A 14,697-nucleotide genomic window follows, 5' to 3' on the forward strand; every position below is an offset into this window, starting at 1 on the left:
TTTCAGAAGATATTGTCATGCTTCGTTTTATTGCTTCGGCAGGAGCCGTCATTCTCGCCACGACTGGCATTGCCAGCGCATACGATATCTCGCCGCAGGAGCGCGCGGAGAATAAGGCTGCGCACGACACGATCAAGATCGTTGAGCCGCAATTGCATATCGCGCGGGGTGGTGCTGCATCGCCCCAGGTGGCACTGACGCTTGATGCCTGTATGGGCAAGACCGATCATCGCATTCTGGACATGCTGGTGCAGAACCGTATTCCAGCGACGATCTTCGTGACGGGGCGATGGATAAAGCAGAACCCGGCCGCCATGGCGGTTTTGAAGGCCAATTCCGATCTGTTCGATATCGAGAACCATGGCGCAATGCATGTTCCGGCCATTACCAACGAGCCGAAAATGTATGGCATCAAGACAGCAGGATCACTTGAGGCGGTTTATCTGGAAATCGATGCCGGCGCGACGGCGATTACTGATGCCGGAGTGTCGAAGCCTGTCTGGTATCGCGATGCGACTGCCCGTTATTCGACCGATGCCATCAAGCTGGCAACAAGCATGGGCTACAAGATCGGTGGCTATTCGCTGAATGGCGATCAGGGCGCCTCGTTGCTGGCGCCGACGGTTGAGCGCCGCATCGCTGCTGCGCGTGACGGCGACGTCATCATCTCGCATATCAACCAACCAACGCGGTCGGCGGGTGAAGGGGTGGCCAAAGGCGTTCTGGCCTTGAAAGCGAAGGGGATGAAATTCGTGCGACTCAAGGATGTCGAGACGATGATGACACTCAACCCGGTTGCTCCGCACAATCTTCATGCGGGCGTTCCAAAGCCTGTAGCGCCGAAATAACCCCGTTCAGGCGCCGTTGACTTTCTACTTCGGGGAAAGACTTTTCATGACGGCGGCGTAGTTGCGGCCAAGGCTTTCAAAAACGGCATTTTCGCCCGTGGGCGGTTCAACGGACAACGTCGTGCCGTCGTTGCGCAATGTGACGAAGATAACCTGATCTTCCGGTTGCCCCGCAATGGCAATTGCTCCTATGCGTTGTGCTTCGCTGGTGTCGAGAGCAGGCATATTGAACAGAACTTCGCCGCCCACACGTTCTGCGGCCTTGGCGAGCGCGGAATCAAAACCTTCGATAAGGACGTCGATGGCTCCAAGCGCAAACTCCAGTTCGACGGCTTCGAGCGTCATCGCATCCTCGGCGGTTGTGCCGTCCGATGACTGGTTGCCATTTTGAAGGGCACGATCCATTCCGTCCTCTCCGACGATTGCAATATAAGCCCCCACATACGCAATCATGCCTTCTGTTAGCGGTTGCTGCAATGCCTTTTTATTTGATTTACCTAGCTTTTTCTCACTTATTCTTAAAGCTGGTGATCTTTGCAGGCTAAGAACGCATCCCGAAAAGTGCAAAACGGTTTTCGGATCAGATGCGTGCTGAACAAACAATTGGAGCGCCAATCTGCCGTAATCAGATTGAATTGCGCCCCTGGAGGGTGCTGCCCCTAATGCGATTTGCCTAATCTATCAAGCACGCCAAACGTGCATTAGTTATTGCTTTTGTAGATCGCTAAATATTCCCCCGACAGGTTTTGATCGCGGTCAATGCTCTTTCATCCCGAATCTTCGACGTTCTCCTCATCACAAGGGAATTGGTGTCGGAGGGCACATGCAACTGATCTGGAAAGCGGCGGTCGGCGGCGCGGGTGCGCTAGCCGCAGCTTGGCTCTTTGCGCTTTCAACACCCCATTGGCTGACGGCGAAACACGAAGCCGCCGTCGATGTCACCGACAAGGCTTTGATCGAAAAAGGCGAGTATGTCGCCCATGCGGGAGACTGCGCTGCGTGCCATACGGCTCCGGGAGGCAAGGCGTTTGCGGGCGGGCTTGGCATGCAGACGCCGCTTGGCACGATTTATTCCACGAACATCACGCCAGACAGCAAAACCGGTATCGGTGGCTACAGCTATGCCGACTTCGAGCGCGCCGTACGGCAGGGGGTGCGTCAGGATAATGTCCATCTTTATCCGGCAATGCCCTTTGTTTCCTATACGGTCGTGAATGACGAGGACATGAAGGCGCTTTATGCGTTCTTCATGTCGAAGGTGGAGCCGGTACAACAGGATAACCAGCCCAGCACTTTGCCGTGGCCAACCAACATGCGCTGGCCACTCGCCTACTGGCAGCTTTTCTTTCGAAATTCGCGTTCGTTTGAGATTGCAGCCGACACCGATCCGGTGATCGCACGCGGCGCTTATCTGGTCGAGGGGCTCGGTCATTGCGGCGCGTGCCATACGCCACGTGGTCTCGCCTATGAAGAAAAAGCGGTGAAGAACGATCCGAAAGGCAAGTTCCTGTCCGGTTCGGTTCTGGAAGGCTGGTATGCGAAAAACCTGCGCGATCAGGATACAGGCCTTTCGAGCTGGGCCGAAGACGAGATCGTCACCTTCCTCAAGACCGGGCGTACCGATCGCACAGCGGCGTTCGGCTCGATGGCCGATGTCGTGCAGCATTCGACCCAATATCTTGCGGAAGATGATTTGCGCGCAATTGCCCGTTATTTGAAGTCGCTGCCACCAAGCGAAGGATGCGAACGTGAATGGCAACAGAAGGAAGATGTGACGACGGCGGCCCTCAAGGTGGGAGATTTCAGTGCACCGGGCGCTCTGTCCTATGTCGAGCAATGTTCGGTCTGCCATCGTATGGGCGGCAAGGGTGCACCGCGCATCTATCCGGCGCTTGCTGGCAATTCGATTGTCTTTGCCGATGATCCAAGCTCGCTCATTCAGGTCACTCTGACCGGGGGCAGGACGCCTGACACGCCAGCGGACAAGATGGCTTTCACCATGCCGGGCTTTGCCAATCTTCCAAACTGGCAGGTCGCCGAAATCCTGAACTTCATTCGCAACGGCTGGGGCAACCACGGCGCTGCCATAACGGAGCAGAATATCGCGCGTATGCGGCGTGAAATCGCTCACAAGCCCGTCCATTACGTTCCGGAGAACAAGCAATGAAAACCAGTACGATTGTCGTTCTTGGTGCCAGTTTTGCCGTGGCAGTAACGGGCGGCGCATTCCTCTTCAATCACCTGCGGCCTTCGCTGGATGCCCCGGCTCCCAAAGCCTATGCGGTTCTGGACAAGGATAAAAATCAGGTCGGAACCTATGTCATCCCGCCGGACCGTGACATTCTCAAGCAACCGAACGCGCCTGAAATCATGCATGGCAAGCGGTTGCTCAACGAAACCGCGCGGCTTCTGCCCGACAATGTCGGCAACGGTCTGAATTGCAACTCCTGCCACATGGGGCAGGGCAAGATGGATAATGTCGCTTCCTATATCAATACCAGCAATTTCTATCCCGCCGTCATGCCCCGCGCAGGCAAGGAAGTCGATCTGGTGATGCGCATCAATGGCTGCTTCCAGCGTTCGATGAACGGCAAGCCGCTGCCGCCTGATGGAGCCGACATGAGGGCGATGATCGCCTATATTGACTGGCTAGGACAGGACGTGAAGAAGGGTACGAAAGTGGCGATCCGCAATGCCGGTCCCATCGACGAAAGCCTTGCTCCCGATCCAGAAAATGGTGCCAGAATCTACGCCGCACAATGTTCGACCTGTCATGGTGCGGGCGGTGAGGGCATGAAGGATCAGGCCGGTGACTATATCGTCCCGCCGCTCTGGGGCGATGAAAGCTTCAATATCGGCGCCGGGATGGCACGGACCTACAAGGCGGCACAATTCGTCAAATATGCGATGCCGCCCGCACAGAACTACAATCTGCCCATCGGGCAGGGCAGTGTTCTGACAGATCAGGAAGCCATCGATGTGTCGGAATATTTCACCCATATGCCGCGCCCCGATTTCGCCGGCAAGGTGAAGGACTGGCCCAACATGAAGAAGCCGAAAGATGCACGTTATTAGAGCATTTCCAGCAAAAGTGCGAAGCGGTTTTGCGTAGAACAATGCGACGAAAAAATATTTAGAGCGGTGCCAGCAACCCCGTTTTGACCGAAACCGCTCTAAATGATATTGCCAAGAAAAGTGCCCCGCCATGTTCAAGCCAGGTGGGACATTTGAATTACTACGTCGAAGTTTTGCCGAGCGAAAATCTCTCTGCTATTCATACTGCGTGAAAACAGAGAGACAGAGCTGCTCCAATGATTCAGTATAAGCTGGAAATGCTCTCGGAGACTGCATGAGAAAACTTCGCTACCAGCGGCGTCAGTCGCGCTCTGCAGTGTGGGCGCTTCGGTTTGGTGTTTTTGCGCTCGTGCTGCTTGCGATGGCATTTCTTCTGCATCGCTTCTGGACACTGGAGACACCTGACCTAGTGCTGCTTGCCGGATTGAGCACCGGTCTTGCCGCTCTGGCCCTTCTCTGCTCGGCTAAAGGTTTTCGCAATCTCTGGATCAATGGCGACAAGGGCGGCGCGCGCTCCTTCTGGGGCGGCATATTCGCTTTTGCGGTGTTGCTTCCAGTCGGGCTGGTAACGTCACTGTGGTATCTCTCTCCGCCGCTTTACGACATCTCCACCGATTTCGAGACGCCGCCGCAATTCCCGTCCAACATGCCGCCACGTCTTCAATGGATGAACCCGCTGACAGTGGCCGTGAGTGGCGATGCGCTGACACAGTTGACCGCCTATCCTGATGTGGTTGGACGCCGCTATGAAGCCGCACCCGACCGCGTTGCGCAAGGGGTCGAGACGGTTCTCAGGACTTTCGGATGGCAGGAGATCGCGCGTAATGCTTCTTCGCCGGAACAGAACACCACGCGATTTGCAGTGACGGCGCACAGTTTCATTCTGGGCCTGAGAAGCGATATCGTTATCCGGCTGCTTGACGAAGGCGAAACCACCTATGTCGATGTGCGTTCGCTGTCACGCTATGGCAAACGCGATATGGGGCAGAATGCCGGTTTCATAACCGATTTTCTGGGAGCGCTGGAAGGCGAGGTCAACAAGGCTCCCGCTGACGTGGAATAATCAGCCGGGAAGATAGATACTGTCGAGCGACGGATGGCCATCGGTCGTGACCTCCCCGCGTCCGACAAGATCTTCCAGATGCGCCAGCACGGACAGCGCAGCCGCACCATGCAATCGCGGATCGGTGTCGCGATAGATCACTTTCACCATATCGCCTATTGTCCGGTCCCCCTGCAGAACGCGTTCTAAAATGGCACGCTCGCGCATCTTGCGATGGGCGCGCAGGCCGCGAACGAAGGCGGCAGGCTTGGTGACAGCGCCGCCATGCCCCGGCAGATAGACCTTGTCATCGCGTGCCAGTAGCTTTTCCAGCGAGACCATATAGTCATTCATCGATCCGTCGGGCGGTGCGACGATGGATGTCGCCCATGTCATGACATGGTCGGCGGAAAAAAGAACGCCCGTTCCCTTCAAGCCGAACGCCATGTGGTTGGCGGCATGTCCGGGAGTGTGAATCCCTTCCAAAGCCCAGCCATCGCCTTCGATCATGCTTCCGTCGGCCAGCGCTATATCCGGAACGAACTCCGTATCGGCGCTTGCCTCGAGCATGTTTGTTTCGCCCGCATAATACGGGCGGGCAGGGCGATGCGGTCCCTCGGCAACGGTGCGGGCACCAAGTTTTTCCTTCAGGCGCTGCGCCAAAGGTGAATGGTCGCGGTGGGTGTGGCTGACGAAGATATGGCTGACCGGGCGACCGGCTACGGCAGCGATCAAGGCGTTATAATGTGCCTCATCTTCCGGGCCGGGATCGATGATCGCCAGCGTATCCGTGCCGATAATATAGCTGTTGGTGCCGTGAAAGGTGAAAGCGCTCGGATTGTTGACGGTGAGGCGCAAAATGCCTTTACTCAGTTCAACCGGTTTCCCATACTGGGGCGTGAAACTGCTGTCGAAAACAAGCGCCATTGAAGCGGCTTCCATTCTTCTTTGGTTTGATTGATGAAACGGCATAGGCCTTATATAGTCGGGTTGCAAACGTGAACAGTCACGCGCGCTGACAATCGCGTCAGCGGGCAGATTCCGGAGAATTTCGCATTCCGGTGTCTGTCAGCGCGTTAAAAGTGGAGTTGGATATGCCTCATAGAGCAAAGTCTCGCGTCGCCACGGCCTCACTCGCCGCAGAATATCTGCCCACCAGACAACTGGCTCGTGCTTTCTGGTTTGTCGGGCTTGCGCTGATCGGAACGGCTGTTCTTACCATTTCCGCCAAGATCAAAGTCGATCTGGTCTATGTCAACGTGACCATGCAGACCTTCGCTCTCTTTGCAATTTCAGCTCTGTACGGTTCGCGGCTCGCCGTGGCGACAGTTGCTCTTTATCTGCTTGAAGGCGCGCTTGGTATGCCAGTCTTCACCGGGACGCCGGAGAAGGGCATCGGCCTTGCCTATATGGTTGGCCCGACGGGCGGATATCTGCTTTCCTATCTTGCTGCGGCCTGGATCGTCGGGCGCGCTGCTGACAAGGGACTGGCGCGCAACCCACTCGCTCTCGGCGGTGCAATGTTGCTTGCAGAAGCCGTTATTCTGCTGATGGGCGCAGGCTGGATGGCCTATCTCTTCGGTCTGGAAAAGGCCATTGCCTTCGGCTTCGGCGCCTTTATCGTCGGCGATCTCGTGAAGCTCGCACTCGCTGCATGTGGCGTGCCTGCAGTGACGTCGCTCCTGAAGCGTTGAATTTTTATCAGTTTTACATGTTGAAAGCCGGGTCTTTGGCCCGGCTTTTTCTTGTTTCGGTTGAAACTGCTTCGCAATTGACAGAAGCCACATCACCAAGCTTTGTCACTATAAGAAATCTGCTTTTACGGGGAGGATGATTTGCACGTCGAAACTCTGGTGATTGAACCGCTGACAAAAGAAGCTTTTGCGCCGTTTGGCGATGTCATCGAGACTGAAGGGGCCGAACTTCGCCTGATCAACAATGGCACGACCGAGCGATACCACGATCTAGCGCGCGTCGAAGCCGCTGGCACCGAAGCAAGGGTTCTCGTCAATATTTTCCGGGGGCAGTCGTTCGAGGCGCCAATCGACATCGTCATGATGGAACGTCATCCATTCGGTTCACAGGCATTCATTCCGTTGAATGGCAGGCCGTTTCTTGTGGTGGTCGCGGAAGACGATGGTGGCAAGCCTGCACGTCTGCGTGTTTTCCTTGCGCACGGTAATCAGGGCGTCAATTATCTGCGCAATGTGTGGCACCACCCGCTCTTGGCACTTGAACAGAAATCCGATTTTCTGATTGTCGACAGGGCAGGCAAGGAAGACAATCTGGAGGAATTTTTCTTCTCTGACACCACATACCGTATTGAAACAACAAAACCTGCCTGAGCTTTATCGAGGGGTATTATGGGTAAACTTTCCACGCACGTTCTCGACACTGCCCATGGCAGTCCAGCGGCGGCGATGCGCGTCGAACTTTATCGTATTGGCGTAAACGGCGCTCCCGAACTGATCAAGCGCACGGTGACCAATCTCGACGGACGTACGGATGCTCCTTTGCTTTCCGGCGATGAATTACGCACTGGCACTTACGAGTTGCAGTTCCATGTTGCCGAATATTTTGAGGGGCGCGGTGCGGAACAAGCCAATCCGCCGTTTCTCGATCTTATTCCGATCCGCTTCGCAATCGCCGATGTCGATGGAAACTACCATGTGCCGTTGCTTGTCAGCCCGTGGTCCTATTCAACGTATCGTGGAAGCTGATCCGGACTTATCCCCTTTTCGGGCAAATGAACTAGAATCCTCGCATTATCCATTGCGAGGAGCTGTTCATGGACCCAACCCAAATCTGAAAATGCCCTATATTCTGCCCACTCAGGCGCAGAAACATGTCACTCATAATGAGGCATTGCGGCTGCTGCAGGGGCATGGGCAGGAAAAGGCGGCGCATAGCATCTTTCATTGATTGCGGATGGTTGTTCGTGACCTGCTATCGGCTGGCAGGTCTGTGTCGAGGACGAAGCGCAGCTGCTGGTTTTCGACGGCATACTCTGGACGGGCGTTTCGTGAGTCCCGGAAAACCTCTCCCTATCTATGTTCGGTGTTCATGTCACTGCCGATGCGGTTAACCGGCTTGCTATTTCGTCGGATGCGAGCCTGTTCAATAATGCTGGTGCAGGCTATCACTAAAGGTAAACAAGCAGGCGGTCACCGATAGGGCAAGCCTTCTGTATCAGACCAACTGGACCGGCTTTGCGGAGATGGGGTTGAACGGCAGCAATGATTTCAGCGTCAAGGTAAGCAGCGATACCGGGCAATGGCGTGAGGCGATAAAGATCGATCACGCGACCGGCAATGTTGCAGTAGCCTCAATCTGGCCACAGACCCGGCTTCATTTCGATGGCCCCATCCGTCTCGATGCTGCCCTTCCCGCGATCCATGGCGCGGGGGCGTGGTCTACGTCACTGATGCTCCATCGGATCCTGAATTGGTCTATTCTGATGGCGCCAACTGGCGCAGCATTCGCAGCGGCACTGTCGTTGCTTAAAGCATGTTTCCCGAAAGCAGGAACCGGTTTCGGGATAAGGTATGCGTAAAACAGGCAGATAGAGTGCGGCGGATTGGCCCACACTGTTATCAGGATACAGTCTACTGGCCGTAATTTAGCCAAAAGATGTTTGTTAAGCCTCTGAAACGGCAATTGATATAGTCCTGCCGGAGGACTCATGTTAACGGTTCCGGGAAATAAGAATGCTTCGCAGCCACGGCGTGCAGCAAGCGGCGAAGGGATTGACTAAGCTTTAGTCCCCATTAGTAGTAAGAATAGCCTTATGGCGCTGGAATCGTTCCGGTATTTCTCTCCGTAGGAGAGCGGGATAACACGCGTATGAGTTTGAAATATCCATGGCAGAGACTGGCGCTTTTGCCCCGCGCCAGCAAACAGATCATTCTGATGCTGAGCGACTGTGTTCTGCTGTTGCTGAGTGCTTATCTGGCGTTTGTCATCCGTCTTGGCTTCGTTTTTGTACCGAACGAAGGGCAGACGTTCCTGATTTTCATCGCGCCCGTTCTGGCAATTCCGGTATTCATCCGGTTTGGACTTTACCGCGCCATCATCCGTTATCTGGCTGAACGCGCGATCTGGCCGATTTTCCAGGCTACCGCCATCGCCGCGCTTTTCTGGGTTGCGCTCGTTTTCCTGATGGAACTTTACGGTAGTACCGGTCTGCCGCGTTCGGTACCGTTACTCTACTGGCTTTTGAGCACAGTGTTCATATCGGCCAGCCGTTTCGGTGCGAAGTGGCTTTTGCGTAGCTCCGAGACGGACAAACGATATACGAGTTCTGCCTTGATTATCGGCGTGGGAGAACCCGCCCGCCAGCTCGCGACGGCGCTCCGCAGCCATAGCGACACGTTGGTTGTCGGCTTCGTCGATCCTGATGGCCAGCTTAATGGCATGGATATAATCGGGCTGCGGGTCTATGGCGTGGAAGACATTCCCGCTTTGATCGAAAACTACGGTATCAAGCAGGTGGTGGTATCGGAACCGGCGCTGGAACAAAAACAGCGCCAGGATTTTGCGCGGCTTCTAGGGCGGCTTCCTGTCAGTACACGTATTCTTCCGCCAATCGCCGATCTGACGGCCGGGAAATACCTGGTCAGCTCGTTACGCAATGTGGAGATTGACGATCTGCTCGGACGTTCGCCTGTGCCGCCGGATGCTGCTTTGTTGCGAGAGGTGGTCGAGGGTCGACGCATCATGGTGACGGGGGCTGGCGGCTCTATCGGCAGCCAGCTCTGCCGTACCATCGCCCAGTGGAACCCTGCCTGCATCGTTTTGTTCGAGTCGAGTGAATTTGCACTTTACAATATTGAAAGGCAGCTCAGACAGCTAGCAAGTTGCGAGATCGTGCCGATCCTTGGGACCGTCAGCAACCGGGACTGCGTCGAGAATGCCATTCGCGACAATAATGTCGATACGGTCTATCATTGTGCGGCCTATAAGCATGTGCCCCTTGTCGAGAAAAACCCGCTGGTTGGTATATTCAACAATGTGTTCGGCACGCTGGAAGTCGCACAGGCCGCTCTCAACACTGATGTTGAGCGAATGGTCCTCATCTCGTCCGATAAGGCAGTGCGACCGACGAATGTGATGGGTGCAACCAAGCGTTGGGCCGAGTTGGTCGTCTATTATTGCGGTTTGCTGGCAGAGCAATCTGGAAAGAAGAAAGCTTTCTATTCCGTCCGCTTTGGCAATGTGCTGGGGTCGAACGGTTCGGTCGTCCCGCTCTTCCGCGAACAGATCGCCAATGGAGGTCCGATTACGCTGACGCATGAGGACATGACCCGCTACTTCATGTCGATCAAGGAAGCCGCCGAGCTTATTGTACAGTCTGGCGGCATTGCCGCGTCCGGCGACACGGTTCTTCTGGAGATGGGCGAGCCGGTGAAAATCCGCGACCTGGCAGAGAACATGATCCTGCTGGCAGGGCTGACCATTCGAAACGACGAAAACCCGCACGGCGATATTACCATTGAGACGACGGGGATTCGCGAAGGCGAGAAGATGTATGAAGAGCTCTTCTACGATCCTGCGCAGGCGAAACCGACGCGCCATCCCAAGATAATGCGCGCTCCTCGGGGTAAGAAGGCTGAGGTGGATGTTCCGGCCGGCCTCACTGCACTTCGTATCGCGATGGAAAGCGGCGATCTCGATGCGGTCCGCAAGGTTCTGTTCGGCGTTATAACTTCCTGAAGCGCCCGCGAAAATCCAGCAGCAATACCAGCGTCGCGACGATTGCCACGAGCAGGAAAGCGATTTGTGTGATTGTGTGGTCCAGAGCAAGCAACGCAACGGAGCAGGTGATAAGAATCACATTCAAAAGCGCTACATGGCCGATCACCGTGAGTACGCTCCAGCCGGAGCGCTTCGCTGTCTGATAGGCGTGTTTGGAATGTGCTTTCAGGATGTTCTCACCCTGACTTAACCGCATCACGATGGTCGTGCCTGCATCGAGAATATAATAGAGCGGCAGGATCAGCGCCACGGTGATATGCGTTTCCCGTGCGAGCAGGATCAGCGCTGTGCCGGCGATCAGGCCAAGCGGGAGGGTTCCTGAATCGCCCAGAAAAATGGTTGCCGGTGGACGGTTGAACAGGGCAAAACCTAATACTCCACCTGCTGCGATGATGCCGATACCACCGCTTTCCAGTCCGGCAAGACCAATAGCAGCGAGAATGCCGATTCCAGCTAACGGAATCCCTATCCCGGCTGCGGTCATGAGATCAAGGCCGTCCATGAAGTTGGTCACATTGATCGCGACCACCAGTGCAAAGACAATGAGAACTGTCTCCAGCCAGTAGGGCAGGAGGTCCGGCATTAACCGGAAACCCGGTCCCAGACCGTAGACAACCAGTCCGGCAGCAATGAACTGCGATCCCAATCGGATGACTTCCGAAAGCTCATAACGGTCATCCAGTCCGCCGACGATCCAAAGCAAGAGCGAAGCCCCGGAAAGGCAAAGCGCCAGTTGGGCATTGATTTCCAGGTCCGGCGCAAAGATCAGCAGCGTCGCGATGATGGCGGGAACAAGCGCCAGCCCGCCAATCTGCCGTGCTACCGTCGTGTGGTTGGAACGAGAACTCATATGAGCCGCGAGAAAGCGCTCGGGCAAGAGCCGGTTCAGCAGATATAGACCGACGCTGCACAAGGCAGCGCTGACGAAAAACGAAATCAACAAAAACAGCATAGTGAATACCGAGAATACATCTGTCCTTTAGGAAGTAGCAGCTTTGAAGCTGGACGCAAATCGGCGGTTTCGCTTTAGGGAACAAGTGGCGACGATATGCGGTTGAAAACGTTCTTCACAGGGCCTGTCAGCTTATGCGGGATTTCGCGATAAGGCGATTGCGCTCGGGTTTCGAAGCGGCTATAAGGCCGCGCAACCAATTGCTTCGGTTTGATTTGTTGGGGCGTAGCCAAGCGGTAAGGCAGCGGTTTTTGGTACCGCCATTCCCTGGTTCGAATCCAGGCGCCCCAGCCATGAATTACGAGTAAAATCAACGACTTATTGATTTTACTTAATGTTTCCTGGCTGGGAATCCTCAAGCTTTTTTCCATTTCGCCGACTGTGCACAAAACTGTGACACAGAGCTATGACACATGCCGATTCGCCCTGGTCGGTTCGTCTCGTGGCTCCAAACGGCGAGTCCATCATGGCAATCAGACATCAGGTTCAGAATCTTCAACGGCGCGGAAATATTTTTTACTGGCGCGCGCGCCTTCCGGTAAATCTGAAACGCAATATTGGTTCGCGTCACCTTGCTTTCAGCCTCAAACAATCTGATCATCGGCAAGCAGGCCACATGGCCCGCAAGCTCAATCTTCTGCTTTATGAAATTGCTGAAAACCCGCGAAGTGCATTGATGTCGAAAGAAGCCCTCGAACGATTGTTTCAGTCCGAAATCGCGCGGATGAATGATCATATGGAGAACCTGCAATTTGCAGGCCAGCGCACTCCGACAGGTTTCCATCAGATCGGTAATCTGACGGCAGATCTGGAAGTCGGGTGGGCTTACAGGCTTCTGGAAAAATTCGGTACCCGCCGTGTCCTGTTCGAAGAGAGAGGTTGTCAGGGTTGGCGCTTTCTTGAGCAGGCGAAGATGCCAAAGAGCCTGTATCAAGGCATCGTTACAACATATCGCGGAGAGCGAGAAGACGCAGAAACATCACGCTTCGCTGGCGAACTGAGAGCACTTATGCAGGAGAACGGCCTCGCTTACTCGATCTTGAATTTCGAAAAAGCGAAAGCCGAATATTTTAAAGCGCGTGCTGATGTGCTGCTTAGCACCGAGGATCGTTATCTCATCGATTATCCTGACGAGCAGGCTGAACCAGACCCTGCCCGGCCAGCACCAATTGTTTCGGTTGTAAATGTGGAACCTGTGCCGGATATCATTCCACAGCCACAGCCACAGCCACAGCCACAGCCACAGCCACAGCCACAGCCACAGCCACAGCCACAGCCACAGCCACAGCCACAGCCACAGCCAGTTGTGGAAAATCCTGTTCCTGTATCAGCATCTGACGTGTTGGGGCTTACTGGGCAGGACTTGCCAGTGAAGCAATTCATGAAGCAGTGCGACCTTCTGATCGCCAACAACCGTGAGAACTGGAACGAAGACACGGCAAAGGACGTCAAGACAGTTGTTCGCATTTTCTGCGGTATTCTGGACGAGCACAATGTTCTCAAGAGCAGCGGCATTAACCAGACCCACTTGGCGGCGTTGCGCCAGCATTTCAATAACATCCTTGCCAGATGGGGAAGTAGTTCGCGTTACGTGGCAATGACGACAATGCAATTACGTGAGGCGACAGAACGGGAAGTAATCCGCGCACAAAAGCTTAATTTGCCAGCACCCAAGGTCGGCTTGTCGAGTGGAACAATCAGGCGTCATCTTGGTAACCTCGAACAATTCCTGAACCATCTTGTCGCGTCAGGTTTCATGTTGCGGGCATTTACGTTTAAAGGGATCAAGCCGAAGAAACGCAGCCTCGCATCCGTTCGGGCGCTGACTGCTAAACCCGGCCCTGAGCAGGTTGAACCGATCTTCCAGCTTCCGGTGTTCACCGGTTGTGCCGGGCCGATGCCGCAGGAAATGCGGGAGTTCGGGCAGACCGTATATCATTCGTCCCTTTATTATGTTCCAATGCTTTACGCATATCTGGGCGCAAGACGCGCCGAATTTACGGGCCTCATGGTTGATGATGTGGTTTACGCAAAGGATGAAGGTATGTGGTCCATCAAAATTCGGAAAAATGAGCTCCGAGGATTGAAGAACCTCCAATCAGTCCGCGATCTCCCCGTACCAGATGAGCTTATCCGACTGGGTTTTATCGACTACGCAAAGCGTTTGAATGAACTCGGACACAGATGTTTATTTCCTGAATTGGTCGCTCCAAGACGCAAAAACGACACCGGTGATCGTTTCTACAAGAGCTTTGTCCCTTTGCTGAAAGCGGAAACGGGGCTTGGTGATCAGCTTTGGGGTCGTGCAATCCATGCCCTGCGCCATGGGTTCAGCAACACGCTGAAACAGAAGGGGATAGAAATGTCGATCATGGAAGACATTACCGGGCATCTGGGCCGAACGGAGGGAGAGACACGTTATACGAACATTGCCAGCTTGACGGTGATGAAAAAAACAATTGACGTGTATCCGGTCATTACGGGCCATCTGCAACCACAGTTCTTATGTTTACTGCCGTACGTCGAGGCGAAAGAACCAGCGCCCTGGTTTAGAAAAGAAAAAGAGTAGTCGTCCCGGCGTCGCAATCCGTAATCGAGAAAACAGCGCGACGTCGTTAGGTGTCGCGCTGTATCTATTATCAACGTGGGAGGCATCCATCGAACGGAACGGAAAGCGCAGCAGACCCGTGTTTCGGAAATAGGTTCGGGGAATATATAGAATAGTGCAAACGACGTTTGCATCGGCGACCCGAGCACTTGATATGGATTGCAGTAATTTCCTGGCACTTCATTTGAAGTTGCGGGTAGGGCATAGCAACGTGTCGGCATGTCATTTCGATTTGCCAGCAACGCATTTCAAATCGCAATAATTTGCAGTAATCCGATTCAAAACCTAGGAAGAGCGTTGCAAAGTTCCGGGCGAACGTTGCTGAATTCGAGATTTCCGTTTCAGGCGCAAACGCCGTTTGCGGGCAGGCAGGGTTGACGAAAAGCACTTTGCGCCGACAGGTTTCGGGCTCATAATT

At 54.6% G+C, this 14,697-nt stretch carries 12 protein-coding genes, 1 tRNA gene and 1 pseudogene; 11 read left to right on the forward strand and 3 right to left on the reverse strand.

Annotation, left to right across the window (positions count from 1 at the left end; genetic code table 11):
• The first annotated feature begins 17 nt into the window (after nucleotides 1-17).
• On the forward strand, nucleotides 18-848 hold the full coding sequence (locus OANT_RS03540) for a polysaccharide deacetylase family protein (RefSeq protein WP_012090942.1): 831 nt from the start codon (nucleotides 18-20) through the stop codon (nucleotides 846-848).
• A gap of 24 nt (nucleotides 849-872) precedes the next feature.
• Here the strand turns inward: OANT_RS03540 and OANT_RS03545 are convergent, their stop codons facing one another.
• A complete protein-coding gene (locus OANT_RS03545) occupies nucleotides 873-1,253 on the reverse strand; it encodes a hypothetical protein (protein WP_012090943.1) in 381 nt (126 codons plus the stop codon).
• A gap of 418 nt (nucleotides 1,254-1,671) precedes the next feature.
• On the opposite strand from OANT_RS03545, the gene OANT_RS03550 reads away from it, so the two are divergent.
• The 3 genes from OANT_RS03550 (at nucleotide 1,672) to OANT_RS03560 (ending at nucleotide 4,986) form a co-directional block, all read left to right on the forward strand.
• Nucleotides 1,672-3,015, forward strand: coding sequence for a c-type cytochrome (locus tag OANT_RS03550; protein ID WP_012090944.1), 1,344 nt, complete (start codon nucleotides 1,672-1,674; stop codon nucleotides 3,013-3,015).
• Complete coding sequence (locus OANT_RS03555; protein WP_012090945.1) at nucleotides 3,012-3,923, forward strand: c-type cytochrome; 912 nt, start codon at nucleotides 3,012-3,014, stop codon at nucleotides 3,921-3,923. The genes OANT_RS03550 and OANT_RS03555 overlap by 4 nt, the downstream gene beginning before the upstream one ends.
• A 274-nt stretch (nucleotides 3,924-4,197) precedes the next feature.
• Complete coding sequence (locus OANT_RS03560) at nucleotides 4,198-4,986, forward strand: DUF1499 domain-containing protein (RefSeq protein ID WP_012090946.1); 789 nt, start codon at nucleotides 4,198-4,200, stop codon at nucleotides 4,984-4,986.
• Here the strand turns inward: OANT_RS03560 and OANT_RS03565 are convergent, their stop codons facing one another.
• Nucleotides 4,987-5,892, reverse strand: coding sequence for an MBL fold metallo-hydrolase (locus OANT_RS03565; protein ID WP_041544976.1), 906 nt, complete (start codon nucleotides 5,890-5,892; stop codon nucleotides 4,987-4,989).
• A gap of 167 nt (nucleotides 5,893-6,059) precedes the next feature.
• Here OANT_RS03565 and OANT_RS03570 point away from each other — a divergent pair, with 167 nt between their 5' ends.
• The 5 genes and pseudogenes from OANT_RS03570 (at nucleotide 6,060) to OANT_RS03590 (ending at nucleotide 10,677) form a co-directional block, all read left to right on the forward strand.
• The gene (locus tag OANT_RS03570) at nucleotides 6,060-6,659 is read left to right on the forward strand and encodes a biotin transporter BioY (RefSeq protein ID WP_012090948.1); all 600 of its coding nucleotides are present in this window, start codon (nucleotides 6,060-6,062) and stop codon (nucleotides 6,657-6,659) included.
• Nucleotides 6,660-6,800: 141 nt separating this feature from the next.
• Entirely contained in the window at nucleotides 6,801-7,310 is a 510-nt protein-coding gene (locus OANT_RS03575) for an ureidoglycolate lyase (protein WP_012090949.1), read from the forward strand.
• Nucleotides 7,311-7,328: 18 nt separating this feature from the next.
• Nucleotides 7,329-7,685 carry a hydroxyisourate hydrolase gene (gene uraH, locus OANT_RS03580; RefSeq protein ID WP_012090950.1) on the forward strand — a complete coding sequence of 119 codons (357 nt, stop codon included), beginning with the start codon at nucleotides 7,329-7,331 and terminating at the stop codon, nucleotides 7,683-7,685.
• A 91-nt stretch (nucleotides 7,686-7,776) separates the two neighbouring features.
• A pseudogene (locus OANT_RS03585) lies at nucleotides 7,777-8,469 on the forward strand (DUF2793 domain-containing protein).
• Between the two features lie 339 nt (nucleotides 8,470-8,808).
• Entirely contained in the window at nucleotides 8,809-10,677 is a 1,869-nt protein-coding gene (locus OANT_RS03590; RefSeq protein WP_012090951.1) for a polysaccharide biosynthesis protein, read from the forward strand.
• Here the strand turns inward: OANT_RS03590 and OANT_RS03595 are convergent.
• Entirely contained in the window at nucleotides 10,664-11,671 is a 1,008-nt protein-coding gene (locus tag OANT_RS03595) for an MraY family glycosyltransferase (RefSeq protein WP_012090952.1), read from the reverse strand. The genes OANT_RS03590 and OANT_RS03595 overlap by 14 nt on opposite strands.
• 219 nt (nucleotides 11,672-11,890) lie before the next feature.
• Here OANT_RS03595 and OANT_RS03600 point away from each other — a divergent pair.
• Together OANT_RS03600 and OANT_RS26840 are read left to right on the forward strand one after the other, a co-directional pair.
• A tRNA-Gln gene (locus tag OANT_RS03600) sits at nucleotides 11,891-11,965 on the forward strand.
• Nucleotides 11,966-12,137: 172 nt separating this feature from the next.
• The gene (locus OANT_RS26840; RefSeq protein ID WP_174893704.1) at nucleotides 12,138-14,240 is read left to right on the forward strand and encodes a DUF6538 domain-containing protein; all 2,103 of its coding nucleotides are present in this window, start codon (nucleotides 12,138-12,140) and stop codon (nucleotides 14,238-14,240) included.
• Nucleotides 14,241-14,697 lie beyond the last annotated feature (457 nt).

It is taken from the genome of Brucella anthropi ATCC 49188, assembly GCF_000017405.1.
Taxonomy (GTDB): domain Bacteria; phylum Pseudomonadota; class Alphaproteobacteria; order Rhizobiales; family Rhizobiaceae; genus Brucella; species Brucella anthropi.

What these genes read in the sequence shown, in the direction of transcription:
- OANT_RS03570 (WP_012090948.1), top strand. Translation starts at nt 6,060, where the DNA reads ATGCCTCATAGAGCAAAGTCTCGCGTCGCCACGGCCTCACTCGCCGCA.
- OANT_RS03560 (WP_012090946.1), top strand. Translation starts at nt 4,198, where the DNA reads ATGAGAAAACTTCGCTACCAGCGGCGTCAGTCGCGCTCTGCAGTGTGG.
- OANT_RS03540 (WP_012090942.1), top strand. Translation starts at nt 18, where the DNA reads ATGCTTCGTTTTATTGCTTCGGCAGGAGCCGTCATTCTCGCCACGACT.
- OANT_RS03565 (WP_041544976.1), bottom strand. Translation starts at nt 5,892, where the DNA reads ATGGCGCTTGTTTTCGACAGCAGTTTCACGCCCCAGTATGGGAAACCG.
- OANT_RS26840 (WP_174893704.1), top strand. Translation starts at nt 12,138, where the DNA reads ATGGCAATCAGACATCAGGTTCAGAATCTTCAACGGCGCGGAAATATT.
- OANT_RS03590 (WP_012090951.1), top strand. Translation starts at nt 8,809, where the DNA reads ATGAGTTTGAAATATCCATGGCAGAGACTGGCGCTTTTGCCCCGCGCC.
- OANT_RS03595 (WP_012090952.1), bottom strand. Translation starts at nt 11,671, where the DNA reads ATGCTGTTTTTGTTGATTTCGTTTTTCGTCAGCGCTGCCTTGTGCAGC.
- uraH (WP_012090950.1), top strand. Translation starts at nt 7,329, where the DNA reads ATGGGTAAACTTTCCACGCACGTTCTCGACACTGCCCATGGCAGTCCA.
- OANT_RS03550 (WP_012090944.1), top strand. Translation starts at nt 1,672, where the DNA reads ATGCAACTGATCTGGAAAGCGGCGGTCGGCGGCGCGGGTGCGCTAGCC.
- OANT_RS03555 (WP_012090945.1), top strand. Translation starts at nt 3,012, where the DNA reads ATGAAAACCAGTACGATTGTCGTTCTTGGTGCCAGTTTTGCCGTGGCA.
- OANT_RS03545 (WP_012090943.1), bottom strand. Translation starts at nt 1,253, where the DNA reads ATGGATCGTGCCCTTCAAAATGGCAACCAGTCATCGGACGGCACAACC.